Raw genomic sequence first — 16,792 nt, forward strand, 5'->3', positions numbered from 1 at the left:
TCAGGCGCACCAGGACGGGAGGCACTCCAACCCACCAGCATGCGCACGAGACGTTAACGGCGCACCGCGTAGGCACGTCCACGCATCCCACTCGTCTTGATGGCGTTTTCGAGAGTGGAGCATCATACGGACCGCTTCATCCCGGCCGCACGAAAGGGAAGTCCGTAAGTACCAGGATTAGCGAGCGCGCGTTCCTGGAAGCAAAGGCCAGGCACGATGGCCTGCGCCGAGACGTGCTGGGCCACGGATGATCCGTGGCGGTCATCTCGTGGTGGCTGCAGACGTGACGCACGTCGGCGCGTCTTCCGTGATCTCACGAGAGGTCGCGAAAGACGTCCTCATCTGGAACGCGCGCCGGGTGTTCGGACGAGGGCCTGTTCCGCCATCGCCAGGTGCGCCGGACCATCCACACCAAGCTTCGCACACAACGCGAGGAACGCCGCGCGCCGCGCCGCACCATCGTCCGTATTGAACGCGAGGTACATCGGCCGAAGCGACCAGTCATACCGCGAATCGACAATCCCATGAATCGCCGCGAGCGTCGCGGCGAAGTGATACGCCATCTCCCCGCCGGCACGCAGCAACCCCCCAAACATCGCCTGCACCACCACGGGGGGATGGAACCCGATCACCAGGTCGAGCACCTCGGTGCGTCCGGCAAAGGGGGCGGCCTCGCCGAGTGCTGCCAGGATCGTGTCGGTGCGTGTGGCGTCGTCGATCAACGCGGGAGCGCGCGACAGCACAGCCAACCGCACCTCGATATCTCCCGCATGCACGGCTCGGCGCAGCGTCTCTTGCGCGGTCGGAGTGTCGAGCGCTGCGAGAGCTTCCACGTCGCGCCAGCCCGACGGGGGCGTCAGCTGTCGCTCCACCAGGCGCTGGCTTTCGGCCGAAAGCGAGGCGAGAGCTTCGAGGTCGTACCCCGTTCCCTCCTTCCATCGGTCGTAATCGATCTGCTTGCTCTCGGCGAAGCGCTGCCAGGCGTCCGCGTCTCCACTGCGATCGTGATCGAGGCCAGGGTGTCGCAACACGTCCGACGTCGCCGATGGCTCGCTGTCGCGCGGTGCGGCGACAAACGGCGGAGGGCGCAACGAGGCGCGGATGGCGTCCATGTCCGGATACTCCGCGTCGGTGGGGTTCGGCGCCTCGAGGATCCAGTACCGGCGGTCGGCATCGGTGAATTCCCCGGATGACGTCGACCCGTGGCGGTCAAAGAAGTGTAGGCCGTCACCGCTCTCGCGCGGCCGCGTCGTCACCTGACGCGCCAACTTGAAGTAGGCACCGATCGGTGGCGCCGGATGCGAGTGCCCCACCTCGATGATCGTGTTGCCCGCGTCCAGCTCGGCATCGAGCAGCGCGCGGAGCACGCGGGGCATCGCATCAGCGTCTGCTTGATCTTCCTGCGCGATGCGTGCAGGTCGCTTCATGGCCGAGTTCCACCGGGTCATCGGTTTGGGAAAGCCGCGCCGTGTCCGGGCGCAAAGCTACGCGCCGCACTCGGCGTGCCCCAGCACCCCTTGCACCTCTGAGGGCGGCCATACTAAACTGAACCGTATGGTTCAGTTTCGCAGAGCCCACCTCGACACTTCGTTCGCCGCCCTCTCGGACGCCACCCGACGCGGCGTCCTGGAACGGCTGGGACAGGCCGACGCCTCCATCACGGAACTGGCCGAGCAGTTCCGGATGAGCCTGACCGGCATGAAGAAGCATGTCGGCGTACTGGAGCAGGCCGGCCTCGTCACCACCCAGAAGATCGGGCGGGTGCGCACTTGCTCGCTCGGCGAGCGCCGGCTCGAGGCCGAAACCGCGTGGATTGAGCGGTACCGCCAGCTCTGGGATGCACGCTTCAACGAGTTGGACCAGGTCGTGGCCGAGTTGCAGCAGAAGCACCGCGTCGATGGCAAGTGAAACACCCCGTGAATCCTCTCTCTTAGCCCTCATCACATGAAGCACACCACCGCCATCGAGCGCACGTCCGATCGCGAGATCGTCGTCACGCGCACCTTCAACGCCCCGGCGCACGTCGTGTTTGAGGCGTGGAGCAACCCCGAACTGTTCCAGCGTTGGTGGACCCCGAAGTCGTTCGGGATCACCTTCGTCTCCTGCGAGGCCGATGTGCGCACCGGGGGCACGTACCGCTTCCTGTTCACGCACGCGTCGCTCGAGCAGCCGATGGCCTTCTTCGGCCGCTACATCGAGGTCACGCCCCCGTCGCGCATCGTCTGGACAAACGAGGAAACACCGGGTGGCCCCGTGTCCACCGTGACCTTCGAGGACCGGGGTGGCACGACCCTCCAGGTCCTCAGCGAGCTGTATCCCTCCAAGGAAGCGCTTGACGAGGCCCTTGCCACCGGCAGCTCGGGCACGAATGGCGCGCCGGAGCAGTTCGAGCAGCTGGACCTCGTGCTCGTCACCCTGGTCGCGTCATAGGGGCTATCCCGGCCCCAGCCGTCCGTCCAGCGCGACACCAGATCGACGTCGCCGTCGTGCTGGACTGGGCTCACCACGGTGATGCACCATATTGTTTCTCCATGGGCGTTCACCAGCGCGACTATATCCTGCGGCTCATCGAGCGCATCGCCGCCGTCCTCGCGCGCGCGATGCGCCGCAAGAACGAGGGCGACGCCGCCGGCGCGCGCGGCGATCTCGCCCAGGCCACCACGGACCTACTCGGCCCCGCTGGCCAGATGGTCCCGTATGTGGACGTGCGCACCGCGGTCGACCTGCTGTCGGACGCGGAGCGCGTGTGGCTCTATGCGCGCCTGCTCGATGCCGATGCGGAGCTGCAGGACTCGCTTGGAGTGGACAGCCAGCGTACGCGGCGTCGCGCGCTGGAGCTGATGCGCGAGGTGATGGCGCGCGGCGGGGAGTTGCCCGATACCCTTCGCGCGTTCGCGGCCGAGCTCGAGGATCGCGACCGTACGCCACATGCGCTGGGGTGAGTCGCGCCGGTGATCCACCGCCTGCGCGCCGCCCCTGAACCCTGGACCGGCCTCGCGAGCCTTGTCTCGCATCTCGTTGCGCGGTAGTCTGGAGTTATGGACTATCGCGGCCGGATCACCGTCGAACCGGGGAAGCGGAGTGGCAAGCCCTGCATCCGCGGCCTTCGAATCACCGTGTACGACGTCCTCGACTATCTAGCCGGGGGCATGACAGAGGACGAAATCCTCGCCGACTTCCCGGACCTGGAACGAGAGGATATTCGCGCGGTGCTTGCCTTCGCGGCGGATCGGGAGCGCCGACTGGTATCGGGTCAGGCAGCCTAGACCAGAAGCGCACATTCTGGCAACCCAACGTGACCGATTTTCAGTTTACGGAGTACTTCGAGGAGGAGGTTCTCCGAAAGCGGCCGTATCTGAAGAAGGAGTGGTGCGTCCGGGTGGTGCAATCACCTACGAGGGTGGAGCCCCAGGAGCGAAATCGCTGGCGCTTTTGGGCGCCGGTTCCGGAACTCGGAGGTCGCTATCTGCGGGTCGTCACCTTGGAGGATCAGCGCACGATTCATAACGCCTTTCCCGATCGGGGATTCACGCCGTGAAGCTCAACTACCATTCGGACACCGACTCGCTGTACATCGACCTTTCGGAACGCACGAGCGTCGAAAGCCGCGAGGTCTCAGAAGGCATCGTCCTCGACTACGACGAAGCGGGCAACCTGGTGGGGATCGACATCGACAATGCGAGTCACAAGGTTGCGCTCCAACGCCTCGTGGTGAGCCGCCTGCCGGGCGAACTCGAGCGCATTGCGGGCTGAGAACGCCTGGCTTCGACACGCGCGTCGTTTGCGTTAGACAGAGTCGCGTCCGCCCGCGGGAGCAGCCAAGACGCGGCATCCCGTTGAGGGCAGCAGAATGGCGGAGCCAAGACAGAGCGTGCGGACGCGTCGGGCTTTCCCCGACTCGCCGTCGCCCTGAACAGCCCTACACTGTCTGACCGCTCCTCCCTTCACGAGACGGCATGACGGTCGGCGTCCTTCCGCAATCCACACGCTCCTCTCAGCTCGCCCTCTGGCGCGCGGCGCAGTGGATTGGGGTCGCCCTCACCGGCGCCCTCCTCGCCGGGCTCGTGTGGTCGCCGGAGATCACCCTGCGCCTCCTGTGGAATGCCGTGATCCCCGTACTGCCGGCCACCTTTCTCGTGAGCCCGCAACTCTGGCGCAATGTCTGCCCGCTCGCGACGCTGACGATGTTGCCGCGGGAACGCCCCACTGCGCGGCGCATCACGGAGCGCACGGTGCGCACGGCCACCGTCATCGGCCTCCTGCTGCTCGTCATCCTGGTGCCGGCGCGGCGCGCGGTGTTCAACACGGACGGGCCGTTCCTCGCGACCACCATCGGTGCGATCGCCCTGCTGGCCCTGGTCGCCGGACTGGCCTACCACCGAAAAGCCGGCTTCTGCAACGCGATCTGCCCGGTCCTCCCGGTGGAGCGGCTCTACGGGCAGCGGCCGCTGCTCAAGGTGCAGAACGTCCGCTGCCTGCCGTGCATCCAGTGCACGGACCGCGGGTGCCTCGACCGGTCGCACCTGGATTCGCTGCGCACCGTGCTGGGGCCGCGACGGAACACCCCGGACTGGATCTTCTCGCCGTTCGGGATCTTCGCGGCCGCCTTCCCGGGGTTCATCGTCGCGTACTTCCTCGGCCACGATGGCGCCCCCGCCGTGACGACCTACGTGCAGGTGCTGCAGGGGATGGTGATCTCGTTCGTCGCCGTCGTCCTGCTGGTGCGGGTCTTCGCGGTGAAGGCCACGACCGGCGTCACCTTGCTCGGCGCCCTGTCGGCGGGATGTTACTACTGGTTTGTCGCACCAGGGATCACCCACGCCTTTGCCTTGGGGACTGGCAGCATGTGGGTGATGCGCTCCCTTACGCTCGCCCTGGTGACAGGCTGGCTCGCCCGCGCGCTCCGCGGCAACGGCAACGGGGCGACCACCGATCGGTCGCTCCCGCTGGTCGGCTGACTAGCGGGGCACGAGGGCAACCGCGCGGAGCGGCCCCCCGGACCCTCCCTCGATCTTCATCGGCAGCGCAATGATCGTCGCGCCCTTGGGCGGGAGGACCCCCACATTCGCAAGGTTCTCGAGGCCGAGGACGCCGGCCCGCGCCGCGACCTGGTGCACGATGAAGTCCTTGGATGCGCCGTAGTCGATGGAGGCGACATCCGCGCCTAACGCCTTCACCTTGCGATCCGTCACCAGCAATCGCGCCGCCTCTTCCCCAAAGCTCGGGAAGTGCAATCGCGACGCATCACCGGGGGTGTTGTCGCCCAGGTATGCCTTGGCATCGGGCCACCGCATGGACCATCCCGTGCGCAGGATGACGATCGCCCCGCGTGGGATGGTGCCGTGCGCCTTCTCCCACGCCAGCACATCAGCACGCGTGAGGCGATAGTCGGCACTGCGCGCGGCTTGTGCACTCACGTCCAGTACGACCGCCGGCCCAATGAACTGGTCGACCGGGATCCGGTCGGCCGTGAGGCCATCCTTCGCGAAGTGAATGGGAGCGTCCAGGTGCGTCCCGCCATGCTCGGGCGCCGCATAGGCATACGAACTGTAGAACCAGCCGCCCGGCGTGGGACCATACGCCAGCTGGTCCAGCGAGAACCCCGTGGTAGCCGTGGGCCAATACAACGTCTTCTTGTTGAACGCATGCGTGAGGTCAACGACGCGATATCGCGTGAGATCAACCGCCTGTGCCGTGAGGAGGCAAGGCACGCAGAGCAAGGTCAGCAGTGTGCGCATGGAAGGGCTCGGAGAAACACGCGTCCCGGCGACCGCCGGGACCCAGTGTCGTTAGGTGTGGCAAGGGAATAGATAGGCGCGTCCCGCAGAAGCCGGGGCCCAGTGTCCTTGAAGTTTGCAAGCAAGGAACGGCAATGATGCGAACTTACCCCATGTATCACGCGTCACGGAGAGACTCAGAGACGTCGAAGCTCGCAGGATGGAGCGGCACCCATGCGACATCATCCCGCGACCCCGTCACCACTCTCCGCACGCTCCCCGCGTCCATATCCCGTGACAATGACAAGAGGAACCGTAAGCAGCAGCGCCCATGCGTAGAGATTCGCCATCCCCACGGTAAACGGTGACAACCGCGGCATCCCGAACGCCTCCGCCCCAGCGCTCGCGCTCGACGCAAGGATCGTCGGGAGGAACCACGGCAGCAGGAACGGCCACGTGCACACGGTGAGGTCCAACAGGTTCGCGCGGCGATAGGCCGAGAGCCCGACCCTCGCCCCCATCCGCTGGACGATGGTTCCCACGGCGAGCATCGCCACCACACTGTGCGTCGTCAGCATCACCGCGACAGACACCATCGCGACAATCCAGCCCTCGGTCGCCGCTGCCGACGTCGTGGCGCGGTGCAGGCGCTCCGCAAGGCGGTCCACCACCCCCGACGCCTGCAATCCACCCACCAGCCCCATCAGCAGCAACGTGAAGACCGAGACGCCGACCCCGCGGCCCAGCCCATCGATGATGAGTCCACGTGCGCCGAAGGCTGCACGATCGATGTAGAACACGCGCGCAGGGTCGAGCAGGCCGAGGCCGAGTCCCATCGCCAGCGCGAGGCCAATCCCGGCGAGCAACCCTTCCAGCAAGTGACGCCGACGAACCAGCATCACAATCACGACCGTCGGCACCAGCAACAGCGGGAGACCCGCGGCCGACCCGGCCAGCGCTGCTGCGGCCCCGGCGGGACGCGCACGCATCGCCGCGAGCACGACGGTCGCCACCAGCGCGACAAGTCCGGCCGGCAGGACGTACTTCATCCGGCTGCGCACCGTCCCGGGCACATCGGTCGCCTGCGAACCGGCACTCGCAATGCTCGTGTCCGACACCGGTGAGATCGAGTCCCCCCAGGTGGCCCCCGCGAGGATCGCCCCCATCAACACGACCGGGTCGGCGCCTAACGACCCTCCAGCCGGATACAGCAAGGGCCCGGCCACGAGGATCGTCCCGAAGCTGGTGCCGGTGGCGGTGGAGACCATCGCACACGCGAGAAATGCCGCACCGGTGTAGCCTGCTGCGCCGAGTTGGAGTGTGCGAGCCAACCATGCCAACGACGGGATCAGGCCACCTTCAGTCAGCAGCGTGCCGAGGACGCCACTGAACAGCCAGGCGATGATCATCAGGGCAACGATCGGTTGCCCCATCGACCCCAGGACGGCCTCGGCCCATGCCGGTCGGTCTCGCACGAGGAGCGCGGCGAGTCCGAGGGCACCGAGCAGCACGGGCCAGAAACCGCGTTCGTCCGGCGCACCATTCACGGCGAGCCAGACGACTCCCGTCAGGAAGAAGGCGAATGGGGCCAGCGCGCCTGCCAGACCAAGTCGGTACTCGAGCCGACCTGTCGAACCGTTCATGCGTTCCCGGGGAGAAGGATCGCGGGAGATAGGGCCCCGTCACCGCGACGGGAAGGGGTCGCGTGCCGCCGTCACCACCGTAGGTTCAATGGGTCTCCTCCCGGCGCCACGTGACCGACGCGACTTTCACGCTCTACGACCTCCGGGTCGAGGTTCTTGCCACGGATCGCCCCATGGTCTGCAACCATCCGGCCGGCACCTGGTTCGAGCTGCACGGGGAGAACCTGCGCTTTCCCGACGGCCAGTCCTTTCCGCTGTACCCGCTGGCCGCGCTCCTCCCCATCCTGCCGGCCAAGCAGCGGATGACCGATCCCGCCGACTGGATGACCACCGACACGGACATCGCCTGCCCGGATCCCTATTGTGGCGGCCGCTTTCGCATCACCCGCACGGGGATGCGTAGTTTTCGCCATGGCGACGTCACCGTCGTCCCCATGCCCCCCGACGCCCCCTGATCATGCGGACCACCATCGCCTCCCTCGAAGCCGAGTACCTGCGCTACAAGGGGCTTGCAGAAGCCACCTTCGCCCAGCTTGATGAAGCCCAGCTCGGGATGCGCGCCGGGGAAACCTCCAACTCGATCGCCACGATCGTCTGGCACATGGCGGGCAACCTCACGTCCCGCTTCACCGACTTTCTCACGACCGACGGCGAAAAGCCGTGGCGGCAGCGCGAGGAGGAGTTCACCGACCGCGACGTGTCGCGGGACGTTCTCCTCGAGAAGTGGAACGCGGGATGGCAGGTGTTGTTCGACACCCTGGGCACCCTGGTCGACGACGACCTCTCCCGCACGGTGGTGATCCGCGGACAGGAGCTGCCCGTCGTTGAGGCCCTGCACCGCTCCCTCGCCCACGCCGCGTCCCACGTGGGGCAGATCCAGTTCTGGGGGAAGGTGATGAAGGGAACGACCTGGAACTACCTGTCCATTCCACCTGGCGGTACGGCGGCGTACAACGCCAACCCGACGCACGAGAAGCCGCCCACGTCGCGCGCGTAGTCTCCCTCACCATTCACCCCTCCATCACCATGCGACCCACGCGTTTCACCCTCCTCGCCCTGTTCGCCGCCGCCGCCTGCACACCGGCCGAAAAGCCGGCGGACACCGCGACGACCGCTCCAGCCGCCACCCTGATGGCCGACCTCATGAAGGACGTCGGCGAGGTGGAGCAGAAGCTGGTTGACCTGGCCAAGGCCATCCCGGCTAACAAGTACAGCTACCGCCCCTCGGCTGGCGTGCGCTCGGTGGGAGAAGTGGTGATGCACGTCGCGAGCGACAACTACTTCATCCCGGCTGCGGCGGGAACGCCGGCGCCGGCGGCCACGGGAATCGTCCCCGACAACTACGAGTCGGTGGTCGCCTACGAAAAGCGCGCCGTCTCGCCGGACTCCGCGGTGAAGGAGATGCAGGCGTCGTTTGCCTTCATGAAGCAGGCGATGCAGGCGGCCACGCCGGAGGCGATGTCCGCGAAGAAGAGCATGTTCGGCGCCGAATACACGGGGCAGCAGGTATGGATCATGGCAACCACGCACCTGCATGAGCACCTGGGGCAGATGATTGCCTACGCGCGCGCGAACAACATCACCCCGCCGTGGAGCAAGTAGGACGCTCGCGGTAACCTCGCGTGGATGACCGTGCCGTAAAGCCTGCCACCGCCCTCATCAAGGGTGGGTGGCAGCTGGCCGGCGGGCACGGCCCCGTGGATCGCGCCGCGGCCCTCGCGGACATGCGCGCCTTTGTCGACGCCGGCGTGACCGCATTCGACTGCGCCGACATCTATACGGGGGTCGAGGCGCTGATCGGCGAGTTTCTCCGCACGGTGCCGCCGGGAACCGTCCGGATCCATACCAAGTGCGTGCCGGACCTGGACCAGCTCGATACGCTGGACATCGAGACCATGGCGCGCACGATCCAGCGCTCGCGCGAGCGCCTGGGGGTCGCAGCGATCGACCTTGTGCAGTTTCACTGGTGGGACTACACACGCGGAGATTATGTCGCCGCGGCGCAGGCGCTGGCCGACCTGCGCCCACGTGGGCTGTTCGCCCGACTCGGCCTGACCAACTTCGGCGTGCTACAGCTCAAGGCACTGCTCGCCGCCGGCGTGCCGATCGCCACCCACCAGGTGCAGTACTCGCTGCTCGACCGGCGACCGGCGGCGACGATGACGGCGCTGTGCCAGGTCCACGGGATCGGCCTGCTGTGTTATGGCGCGCTCGCCGGTGGCTTTTTCCATGAGCGATGGCTGGGCGCACCGGAGCCCGCCGAACCCATGGAGAATCGGTCCCTGGTGAAGTACAAGCTCATCATCGATGAAGTCGGCGGATGGACGCGATTCCAGACCCTGCTCCAGAAGCTGGACGCGGTCGCGCGTTCACACGGTGTGAGCATCGGCGCAGTCGCCATTCGCTGGGTTCTTGAACAACCTGGGGTTCAGGCCGTGATCGTGGGTGCGCGCCACGCGGGCCACCTCGCCGCGACGCTGGCCGCGCTCTCGCTGGCGTTTACCGACCGCGACCGCGCAGAGATCGACACCTGTCTCGCCGAGCTGACGGTTCCGCCGGGGGACGTATACGAGCTCGAGCGTGACCGCAGCGGTCGCCACGGGCGCATCATGCGCTACAACCTGTCGACGAGCTGATTGTTTGCCTGGTGGCTGGGCCATGCCACGGGGACCGCGCACTGTCACATCGCTCCACGGAACCGTTACGGGCGTGCAGCACCCCTGCCTAACCAGTCCCACGGGGGCGACGGCGAACCTTGCCGGTCAGCAACAAGCGCGCGGAAGTTTCTGTGATGGGTCGCACATCATTCGTTTTGGTGTCGAACCCGGCTCCTCTCCGGGTCGGACAGCCTGACGCGATCCGGGCAGCCGACCGGCAGTTCCTGCCGACCACGTCGGGAGGACTCCACGGATGCGGGGTCTGGTCCGAGACTTGCTTACCAGTACCTGTGAGACGCACACCAACCCTGGTATCCTGGAGATCCTGATGTACGAAACCCCGAAGCTTGAGAAGTTCGGCAGCTTTCGCGAGCTGACCCTGAACCGTTATCCGTCCACCAACACCAAGCGCGTCATTGGCGATGACCTGATCCCCGGCATCGGCATGGACTGCGACGGCAACGCTCCGGTCGGCGACCCGACCGCCTGCATCCGCTCGTAAGCGCCCTGCGGCGCCCAGCGCCGCCCCAGCAGTAAGCCACCCCGCGTCGCCGCTCCTCACTGAGCCGACGCGGGGTGGTTTGCGTTTGGAGGCAGCCTCGACGGTGGGAGGCCATCGTCCGGGCGCCGGGTTGCCGTTCGGACCGCGTCGCCCCCCCCGCGCGACGCCGTGTGTGGCCCCTATTGAGCGGCCGGTGGGGACCGGTCGGCCACCCCCGTCCACGCAGGTCGGCACCGGGCCACCCCTCCCTGATCCACCTCAATGCGCACCGGCCCGGGCCGGCCGAGCCGTCACCGCCGACGGCTTAACGCTCGATGAGCGGTCCCCAACCCACGCGTGTTCCCTTGCACATCTGTGCAGGGAGCTGTAGGGTTGTCTTTACCCGGCGCAGTTCCCCACGGGTTCCCACCGCAGGTCCACAACTCAATCCTCCCCCACCATGGCCGCACGTAGCCGCCGCCAGGCTCCCGCCAAGCGCCCTGGCAAGTCCGCCCGCAAGAAGACCACGCAGCAGGGCTTCCCCCGCGGAGCCAAGCACCCCTCCGCGCAGCTCACGGCTGACGTGGTCAAGGCACTCCGCGCGGGCAAGTACGACAATCGCCCCTACGCCGAGCTGGCCGAAAAGTGGGGAGTCTCCCCCGCGGCGATCTCCCTCGCCCGCACAGGAAAGACCTGGACCTGGCTCCCCGGTGCCAAGAAGCCCATGAAGCCTACCGACCCGAAGCGCTCCCGGCGCCGGCCGGCTGGTACCCGCGCGGCCAAGCGGAAGTCGAGGTAGCTTTTCCGGGATGCAACGCATCCCGGCCTTCCTCCTGATCCTGGCGGGCGCAACCGCGCCCGCCACCCTCGGCGCGCAGTCTTGCCCGCCGGGCGCCGTCCTCGACAGCACTGGCGCCCGGTTGCAGGGCCTGGTCGACTCCCTCGCCCGCGCCAACCCCTCCATCTCGGGCATCTCCCTCGCGGTCATCGGCCGCGGGGGATGTATGCGCTTTGAGGGGGCGGCCGGTGTCGCCGACCGGACCACGGGCGCACGGCTCACCCCGGCGTTTACCCATCGGATCGCCAGCAACACCAAGACGTATGTGGCCGCCGCGGCGATGCGGCTCGTTGAGGACGGGCGCCTGTCGCTCGACGACCGGATCACCCAGCGGCTCTCAACCGGGCACCTCGCCGCCCTGCGGCGCGACGGATACGACGTCGATCGCATGACCGTTCGGCACCTGATCACCCACCGGGCGGGGATCTACGACTACGCGATGGACGACCGCTTTATCGCAGCGACCCTCGCACGACCAACGTACCGATGGACCCGCAGCGAACAGGTGGACTCGGCGATGGCCTGGGGGGCCCCGTATGGCGCGCCGGGTCAGGTCTACCACTACACGGACACCGGCTACCTCCTGCTCGCCGAGGTGATCGAGCGGATCACCGGGCAGGGATTGGCGCCCTCGCTGCGCTCGCTGCTGAACTTCGAGCGCCTTCAGCTGGGGGCGACCTGGCTGGAGAGCCTGGAGCCGCAGCCCGCCACCGCCGGCCCGCGCGCCCACCAGTACATCGGCCCGCAGGACACCTATGGCTTTGACGCCAGTGTTGACCTGTACGGCGGCGGCGGGCTGGTTGCGACGCCGATGGATATGGCGCGGTTCACGCGGGCCCTGCTGACCGGGCACGTGTTTCGCTCCCCGGCCACGTTGACGCTGATGAAAACCACCATGGGGTCGTCGGGGCGCGCCGCGGGGTACGCGGCGGGGTTGTCCGGCGTGCGAGTGGGGACTGCGGAGGGATGGGGACACTCCGGCTTCTGGAACACCTGGTCGTACCACTTTCCGGCGCAGGATGTCACCCTGGCGGCGTCGGTCACCGAGCAAACGGACCGCACGGTGTCCCGGGCCCTTCTCGAGCAGGCGGCGCATGTTGTCTTTCGCTAGGGCACGGATCCTCCTTGCCGTCGCCGCGTGGCTTCCGCTGCAGGCGCTCGCACAAGGCACGCTGTTCGTCGTTGGCGGTGGGCCGCAACCGGACGCCCTCGTGCGGGAGTTTGTTGAGCTGGCCGGCGGCCGTGGGCGGGCCCGCATCGTGGTGATGGCGATGGCCAGCGCCGACGGCGAGAAGAGTGGCGAAGACAAGGCCAGGCAGCTGCGCGGGCTTGGCGCGACGGCCACCAACCTGTGGATCAACCGTCGGCAGGCCGACAGCGATTCGGTGGCCCGCCTGCTCGACGGGGCGACGGGGATCTGGTTTGGCGGTGGACTGCAGACCCGTCTGGCCGATGTCATTGTGGGGACACGAGTCGGCGCCGCCATCCGGGCCCGCTACGCGGCTGGTGCCGTGATTGGCGGGACGTCGGCCGGCGCCGCCGTCATGTCCACCCCGATGATCACTGGGGATGAGCGCCGGCGGGGCGGCGACCGGTACCCGGATGATTCCTCGGCCATCTTCATCACGATCGATCGCCAGAACGTCGAGACGGCCACCGGCCTCGACCTGTTGACCCAGGTGGTCATCGACCAGCACTTCGTGCGCCGCAAGCGGCATAACCGCCTGCTCTCCCTCGTCCTCGAGGGACCGGTCCGACTCGGTGCAGGCATCGACGAGTCGACCGCGCTGGTGATCGAGCCCTCGGGCGGTTGGCGGGTGAGCGGGGCAAGCACCGTCGTGATCTATGATGCGCGCCAGGCCACCGCCGGGCCCGCCACCTCACCGTTAGGCGGCAGCGGGATCATGACCCACGTGTTGCCGGCCGGATCGCGCTTTGATCCTACGAGCGGCCGGGCCACCCTGCCCCGCTGACCGACGGTTCGTCCCAGCAGTGGTTTCCTGACGCCGGGCAACACCCTACCTTGACGCCATGCGACCTCGCCGATTCCTGCTCGCCCTGCTCGGGGCACTGCTTGGCTGCGTGCAGGAACTCGACGTGCCAAAGGTCGAGCTGGACCCGGTCTCCCTTGAGTTGAGTGTCTCCACCCAGACCCTCACCCTGGGACGCGCCGATACCATTCGCGTCGCGGTCGTCAACAATCTGGAACAGCCGGTTCGCCTGACGTTCGGGAACCTGTGCCAGGTGTTCGTGACGGTGCGCAATCGCGAGGGCGATATCGTCGCCCCGCGCGATGGCCGGCCCGCGTGCCTCCCGGTGCAGTCGCAGCTTGCGATCCCGATCGGGGGCCGGCAGGTCTTCACGACGGTGTGGACGGGCGGCTTCGACTTCGCCCCGCCCGATACCCCGACCAAGGTCCCCCCGGGGACCTACTTCGTCTCCGCCGAACTGATCGCGCGCGGCTACTCGACGCTCGCGCCGGCGTTTCGGGTTGATGTGACGCAATAAGGGCGAAACTGCCACTGCGAAGCACGCGCAGTACGGGCAGCTCGAGCGGCACGGGCGGTACGCGCGGTACGCTTCCCGTGCTGCCCTGACCTCTCGTGCTCCTCGTGCTGCATCCGTTGATCTTGCCCCTTGCGGCTCCTCCTCCACCCGCTAGCGTCTCACGAAGCGCACCCCTGGAGCCCTTCGATGCACCGACTCGTCGTCCTCGCCGCGTTCGCCCCCGCCCTCCTGCTCGCCCAGGACCCCCACATGGCCAAGGCGCGACGCGTGTTGGCCACCACGCCGCTCGTGGACGGGCACAACGACCTCCCCTGGGTCATTCGCAACAACAAGGCCGCCCCCAAGGACGTCGAGGCCTACGACCTCACCAAGCGCACCACGGGGCACACCGACCTCGCCCGACTGCGCAGTGGGATGGTTGGCGGCCAGTTCTGGTCGGTCTACATCCCCGGTGAGATTAAGGATTCCGGCTTCGCGAAGGTGCAGCTCGAGCAGATCGACATCATGCGACAGGTCCTGCGCAAGTACCCGCAGGCCATGACGCCGGCCCTCACCGCCGCCGACGTGCGATCGGCATTCGCGAAAAAGCGCATTGGCTCCTTGCTCGGCATGGAAGGCGGCCACGCCATCGAGAACTCACTCGGCGCCCTCCGCGCCTACTACGACATGGGGGTGCGCTACATGACCCTCACCCACAACGTCACCCTGGACTGGGCCGACGCCGGCAACGGCGAGCAGAAACACGGCGGGCTGACGAAGTTCGGTGAAGAGGTCGTGCGCGAGATGAACCGCCTGGGGATGCTCGTCGACCTCGCCCATACCTCGCCCTCGACGATGAGCGATGCGCTCAACGTGGCCGAAGCGCCCGTCATCTGGTCGCACGCCTGCACGCGCGCGATCACCGACGTCCCGCGCAATGTGCCGGACTCCATCCTGCGTCGACTCCCGCAGAACGGCGGCGTGTTGATGGTGACCTTCGTCCCGGGGTTCCTGTCGCAGAAGGTGGCGGACTACAGCATCGTGCGACGTGGCAAGATGATCCAGCTGCAGAGCCAATACGGCGCGGACACGGCCGGCCTCAACCGCGAGCTGCGGGAGTGGGAGCGCACGAACCCGCCCGTGCGGGCCACCATCAAGGACGTGGCCGACCACATCGACCACGTGCGCAAGATCGCCGGGGTGAATCACGTGGGGATCGGGTCCGACTTTGATGGGATCGACGATGTCGTCGAGGGCCTGGAAGACGTGTCGAAGTACCCGGCCCTGTTCGCTGAACTGTCGCGTCGCGGCTGGACCGAAGGCGACCTGCGCAAGCTCGCCGGAGAAAACGTGCTCCGCGCGATGCGCCAGGCCGAGCTGGCGAGCGCGCGACTGCGTCGTATGCGGGGGCCATCCACGCGAACGATTGAGCAGATGGATGGGCGGCCGCGGATGTAGGGGGTACTTCAACTGCAACTGCGAAGCACGGGCGGTACGAGCAGCACGCGCGGCACGGGCGGTACGCTTCTCGTGCTGCTCTGACCTCTCGTGCGGCTCGTGCTGCATCAGTTGAGAGCCCCAACAGCCACTGCGAAGCACGGGCGGTACGGGCAGCCCGAGCAGCACGCGTCCCTACCGACGCACTCGCGCTCCGGCCACTAGTCCGTTGAGCTGCGGCCGGTCGAAGTACCTCCCGCCCGCCACCACGCCCGCGATGCGTCGCGTGTTCGCGATGTTGACCAGGGGGATTGGCCTCGAGCAGGACGAGGTCGGCCACCTTCCCCGGCGCGACCGTCCCCAGGCTGTCGGTGGCGGCGAGGTAGCGCGCCGGCTCCCACGTCCCTGAGCGCAGCGCCTGCGCCGGGGTGAGACCTGCTTTCACGAGCAAGGCCAGTTCATCGTGCACGGCGAGACCCGGCATCGATCGGGTCAGGGGCGCGTCGGTCCCGACCAACATCGGGACTCCCGCGCGGGCCAGGGCGCCTGTCATCGCGACGCGTCGATCAAAAAGCGGTTGCCCCAGCGCCACCTGATCCGCCGGCACGTCGCGCGGCAGTTCCATCACCACCTGGATAAACGCCATCAGGAATCGTTGAAGAACTTGTGCACGGAGTCGCCCGGGACCACCGACGGCGAGAAGTCAATCAACGGCGCCTGCACCACCAGGGTGGGAGTCACCCAGATGGCGTTCTTCGCGATCCCCGCGTAGAGCGGCGCTTGCGGCACGCTGGTGCAGCTGCCGAACAACAAGCGATGCAGGAAGTGCGCGCGCAAACCGTACGGAGTCGGCGGCTGAACATTCGTTGGGAAAGCCGGCCGGGTGCTCCGGCTGCGCTGGCCGGAGTCGGAGGCCTGGAGCGGCGTCGTAGGGGGAAATACATGTCCCGCGAAGACGATGCCCCGTTCGCGCGCGCGACGCGCGGCGCCGAACAGGGCGGCGGGAGGGAGGGCGTTGTGCACCTTGATGAAGTCGACGCCGAGCGTTGCCAGGGAATCGACGGCGCGCGCTCCCTCCGCGGCCGTCAGTGCCACGAGGTGCGGGAGGGGAACCGCGCGGCCCACCACATAGGGGCCAGAGACGACCATCCGCGGCCCGACCTGTGCCCCGCGACCAATCTCCTGCTGCCAGCCCCGCAGCACCTCGAGGCGACTGTTCATGTCGCGCACCCCCGTCACGCCGTGGGCCACGTACAGGGGCAGCATCGCCCGCCCGCCGGGAAGGTCCATGTGGACGTGCATGTCCCACAACCCGGGGATCACAAAGCGCCCCGTGCCGTCGATGCGACGCGCCCCCTGGGGAACCCGTGCCTGCCGTGCCGGCGTCACCGCTTCGATGCGTGACCCGCGCACGACCACCGTTTGTCCGGCGCGGACGGTACCTGTGGAGGGATCCACCACCGAGGTGTTGGTGATGGCGAGCAGCTGCAGGGCGACGGGGAGCAGGGTCAACATGTTGGGGACGTGAGAAG

21 protein-coding genes and 1 pseudogene are annotated in these 16,792 nt (G+C 67.5%); 17 read left to right on the plus strand and 5 right to left on the minus strand.

The genetic code is table 11. The annotated features are described in order from the left end of the window. Window positions 1-338: 338 nt before the first annotated feature. Entirely contained in the window at window positions 339-1,427 is a 1,089-nt protein-coding gene (locus tag IPK85_05690) for a hypothetical protein (GenBank protein ID MBK8246876.1), read from the minus strand. A gap of 127 nt (window positions 1,428-1,554) precedes the next feature. Between IPK85_05690 and IPK85_05695 the strand changes: the two genes are divergently transcribed. The 7 genes from IPK85_05695 to IPK85_05725 all read left to right on the plus strand — a co-directional run bounded on the left by IPK85_05695 (window position 1,555) and on the right by IPK85_05725 (window position 4,958). Then, window positions 1,555-1,908, plus strand: a complete 354-nt coding sequence (locus IPK85_05695) for a winged helix-turn-helix transcriptional regulator (protein ID MBK8246877.1) — start codon at window positions 1,555-1,557, stop codon at window positions 1,906-1,908. 36 nt (window positions 1,909-1,944) lie between these two features. Then, window positions 1,945-2,430, plus strand: a complete 486-nt coding sequence (locus IPK85_05700) for an SRPBCC family protein (protein ID MBK8246878.1) — start codon at window positions 1,945-1,947, stop codon at window positions 2,428-2,430. 101 nt (window positions 2,431-2,531) lie between these two features. Continuing rightward, a complete protein-coding gene (locus IPK85_05705; protein MBK8246879.1) occupies window positions 2,532-2,942 on the plus strand; it encodes a hypothetical protein in 411 nt (136 codons plus the stop codon). A gap of 96 nt (window positions 2,943-3,038) precedes the next feature. Continuing rightward, entirely contained in the window at window positions 3,039-3,266 is a 228-nt protein-coding gene (locus IPK85_05710) for a DUF433 domain-containing protein (GenBank protein MBK8246880.1), read from the plus strand. A gap of 29 nt (window positions 3,267-3,295) precedes the next feature. Beyond that, window positions 3,296-3,538: a hypothetical protein gene (locus IPK85_05715; GenBank protein ID MBK8246881.1), complete on the plus strand. Its 243-nt coding sequence runs from the start codon at window positions 3,296-3,298 to the stop codon at window positions 3,536-3,538. Then, window positions 3,535-3,753, plus strand: a complete 219-nt coding sequence (locus IPK85_05720) for a DUF2283 domain-containing protein (GenBank protein ID MBK8246882.1) — start codon at window positions 3,535-3,537, stop codon at window positions 3,751-3,753. The genes IPK85_05715 and IPK85_05720 overlap by 4 nt, the downstream gene beginning before the upstream one ends. A 203-nt stretch (window positions 3,754-3,956) precedes the next feature. Continuing rightward, entirely contained in the window at window positions 3,957-4,958 is a 1,002-nt protein-coding gene (locus IPK85_05725) for a hypothetical protein (GenBank protein MBK8246883.1), read from the plus strand. On the opposite strand, the gene IPK85_05730 is transcribed toward IPK85_05725, so the two are convergent. Both IPK85_05730 and IPK85_05735 read right to left on the minus strand, forming a co-directional pair. After that, complete coding sequence (locus IPK85_05730; GenBank protein MBK8246884.1) at window positions 4,959-5,738, minus strand: cyclase family protein; 780 nt, start codon at window positions 5,736-5,738, stop codon at window positions 4,959-4,961. It lies immediately after the preceding gene. A gap of 221 nt (window positions 5,739-5,959) precedes the next feature. Further along, window positions 5,960-7,360, minus strand: coding sequence for a hypothetical protein (locus IPK85_05735; GenBank protein MBK8246885.1), 1,401 nt, complete (start codon window positions 7,358-7,360; stop codon window positions 5,960-5,962). A 110-nt stretch (window positions 7,361-7,470) separates the two neighbouring features. On the opposite strand from IPK85_05735, the gene IPK85_05740 reads away from it, so the two are divergent. The 10 genes from IPK85_05740 to IPK85_05785 all read left to right on the plus strand — a co-directional run bounded on the left by IPK85_05740 (window position 7,471) and on the right by IPK85_05785 (window position 15,281). Beyond that, window positions 7,471-7,815, plus strand: coding sequence for a TIGR04076 family protein (locus tag IPK85_05740; protein ID MBK8246886.1), 345 nt, complete (start codon window positions 7,471-7,473; stop codon window positions 7,813-7,815). Window positions 7,816-7,817: 2 nt separating this feature from the next. Next, the gene (locus IPK85_05745) at window positions 7,818-8,357 is read left to right on the plus strand and encodes a DUF1572 family protein (GenBank protein ID MBK8246887.1); all 540 of its coding nucleotides are present in this window, start codon (window positions 7,818-7,820) and stop codon (window positions 8,355-8,357) included. A gap of 29 nt (window positions 8,358-8,386) precedes the next feature. After that, window positions 8,387-8,962, plus strand: a complete 576-nt coding sequence (locus IPK85_05750) for a DinB family protein (GenBank protein MBK8246888.1) — start codon at window positions 8,387-8,389, stop codon at window positions 8,960-8,962. A gap of 20 nt (window positions 8,963-8,982) precedes the next feature. After that, window positions 8,983-9,996, plus strand: coding sequence for an aldo/keto reductase (locus tag IPK85_05755; protein ID MBK8246889.1), 1,014 nt, complete (start codon window positions 8,983-8,985; stop codon window positions 9,994-9,996). Window positions 9,997-10,345: 349 nt separating this feature from the next. After that, window positions 10,346-10,519, plus strand: a complete 174-nt coding sequence (locus IPK85_05760) for a lasso RiPP family leader peptide-containing protein (GenBank protein ID MBK8246890.1) — start codon at window positions 10,346-10,348, stop codon at window positions 10,517-10,519. A gap of 439 nt (window positions 10,520-10,958) precedes the next feature. Beyond that, window positions 10,959-11,297 (plus strand): hypothetical protein, encoded by a 339-nt coding sequence (locus tag IPK85_05765; protein ID MBK8246891.1) that lies wholly within the window; start codon window positions 10,959-10,961, stop codon window positions 11,295-11,297. A 10-nt stretch (window positions 11,298-11,307) separates the two neighbouring features. Beyond that, window positions 11,308-12,447, plus strand: a complete 1,140-nt coding sequence (locus IPK85_05770) for a beta-lactamase family protein (GenBank protein MBK8246892.1) — start codon at window positions 11,308-11,310, stop codon at window positions 12,445-12,447. Then, window positions 12,431-13,309 (plus strand): cyanophycinase, encoded by an 879-nt coding sequence (locus IPK85_05775; protein MBK8246893.1) that lies wholly within the window; start codon window positions 12,431-12,433, stop codon window positions 13,307-13,309. Before IPK85_05770 ends, IPK85_05775 begins: the two co-directional genes overlap by 17 nt. Before the next feature lie 58 nt (window positions 13,310-13,367). Continuing rightward, window positions 13,368-13,844: a hypothetical protein gene (locus IPK85_05780; GenBank protein MBK8246894.1), complete on the plus strand. Its 477-nt coding sequence runs from the start codon at window positions 13,368-13,370 to the stop codon at window positions 13,842-13,844. A gap of 186 nt (window positions 13,845-14,030) precedes the next feature. After that, window positions 14,031-15,281, plus strand: coding sequence for a dipeptidase (locus tag IPK85_05785; GenBank protein ID MBK8246895.1), 1,251 nt, complete (start codon window positions 14,031-14,033; stop codon window positions 15,279-15,281). 292 nt (window positions 15,282-15,573) lie between these two features. Here the strand turns inward: IPK85_05785 and IPK85_05790 are convergent. Both IPK85_05790 and IPK85_05795 read right to left on the minus strand, forming a co-directional pair. Continuing rightward, a pseudogene (locus tag IPK85_05790) lies at window positions 15,574-15,906 on the minus strand (amidohydrolase family protein). Continuing rightward, complete coding sequence (locus tag IPK85_05795; protein ID MBK8246896.1) at window positions 15,906-16,775, minus strand: hypothetical protein; 870 nt, start codon at window positions 16,773-16,775, stop codon at window positions 15,906-15,908. The pseudogene IPK85_05790 and the gene IPK85_05795 overlap by 1 nt, the downstream one beginning before the upstream one ends. Window positions 16,776-16,792: the final 17 nt, after the last annotated feature.

The sequence above is a fragment of the Gemmatimonadota bacterium genome, assembly GCA_016712265.1.
Classification (GTDB): domain Bacteria; phylum Gemmatimonadota; class Gemmatimonadetes; order Gemmatimonadales; family Gemmatimonadaceae; genus RBC101.

Excerpts from the sequence above, each read along its gene's own strand:
- IPK85_05760 (MBK8246890.1), top strand. The coding sequence starts at position 10,346 with ATGTACGAAACCCCGAAGCTTGAGAAGTTCGGCAGCTTTCGCGAGCTG.
- IPK85_05765 (MBK8246891.1), top strand. The coding sequence starts at position 10,959 with ATGGCCGCACGTAGCCGCCGCCAGGCTCCCGCCAAGCGCCCTGGCAAG.
- IPK85_05745 (MBK8246887.1), top strand. The coding sequence starts at position 7,818 with ATGCGGACCACCATCGCCTCCCTCGAAGCCGAGTACCTGCGCTACAAG.
- IPK85_05730 (MBK8246884.1), bottom strand. The coding sequence starts at position 5,738 with ATGCGCACACTGCTGACCTTGCTCTGCGTGCCTTGCCTCCTCACGGCA.
- IPK85_05785 (MBK8246895.1), top strand. The coding sequence starts at position 14,031 with ATGCACCGACTCGTCGTCCTCGCCGCGTTCGCCCCCGCCCTCCTGCTC.
- IPK85_05795 (MBK8246896.1), bottom strand. The coding sequence starts at position 16,775 with ATGTTGACCCTGCTCCCCGTCGCCCTGCAGCTGCTCGCCATCACCAAC.
- IPK85_05705 (MBK8246879.1), top strand. The coding sequence starts at position 2,532 with ATGGGCGTTCACCAGCGCGACTATATCCTGCGGCTCATCGAGCGCATC.
- IPK85_05725 (MBK8246883.1), top strand. The coding sequence starts at position 3,957 with ATGACGGTCGGCGTCCTTCCGCAATCCACACGCTCCTCTCAGCTCGCC.
- IPK85_05695 (MBK8246877.1), top strand. The coding sequence starts at position 1,555 with ATGGTTCAGTTTCGCAGAGCCCACCTCGACACTTCGTTCGCCGCCCTC.
- IPK85_05735 (MBK8246885.1), bottom strand. The coding sequence starts at position 7,360 with ATGAACGGTTCGACAGGTCGGCTCGAGTACCGACTTGGTCTGGCAGGC.
- IPK85_05750 (MBK8246888.1), top strand. The coding sequence starts at position 8,387 with ATGCGACCCACGCGTTTCACCCTCCTCGCCCTGTTCGCCGCCGCCGCC.
- IPK85_05780 (MBK8246894.1), top strand. The coding sequence starts at position 13,368 with ATGCGACCTCGCCGATTCCTGCTCGCCCTGCTCGGGGCACTGCTTGGC.
- IPK85_05770 (MBK8246892.1), top strand. The coding sequence starts at position 11,308 with ATGCAACGCATCCCGGCCTTCCTCCTGATCCTGGCGGGCGCAACCGCG.
- IPK85_05690 (MBK8246876.1), bottom strand. The coding sequence starts at position 1,427 with ATGAAGCGACCTGCACGCATCGCGCAGGAAGATCAAGCAGACGCTGAT.
- IPK85_05775 (MBK8246893.1), top strand. The coding sequence starts at position 12,431 with ATGTTGTCTTTCGCTAGGGCACGGATCCTCCTTGCCGTCGCCGCGTGG.
- IPK85_05710 (MBK8246880.1), top strand. The coding sequence starts at position 3,039 with ATGGACTATCGCGGCCGGATCACCGTCGAACCGGGGAAGCGGAGTGGC.
- IPK85_05700 (MBK8246878.1), top strand. The coding sequence starts at position 1,945 with ATGAAGCACACCACCGCCATCGAGCGCACGTCCGATCGCGAGATCGTC.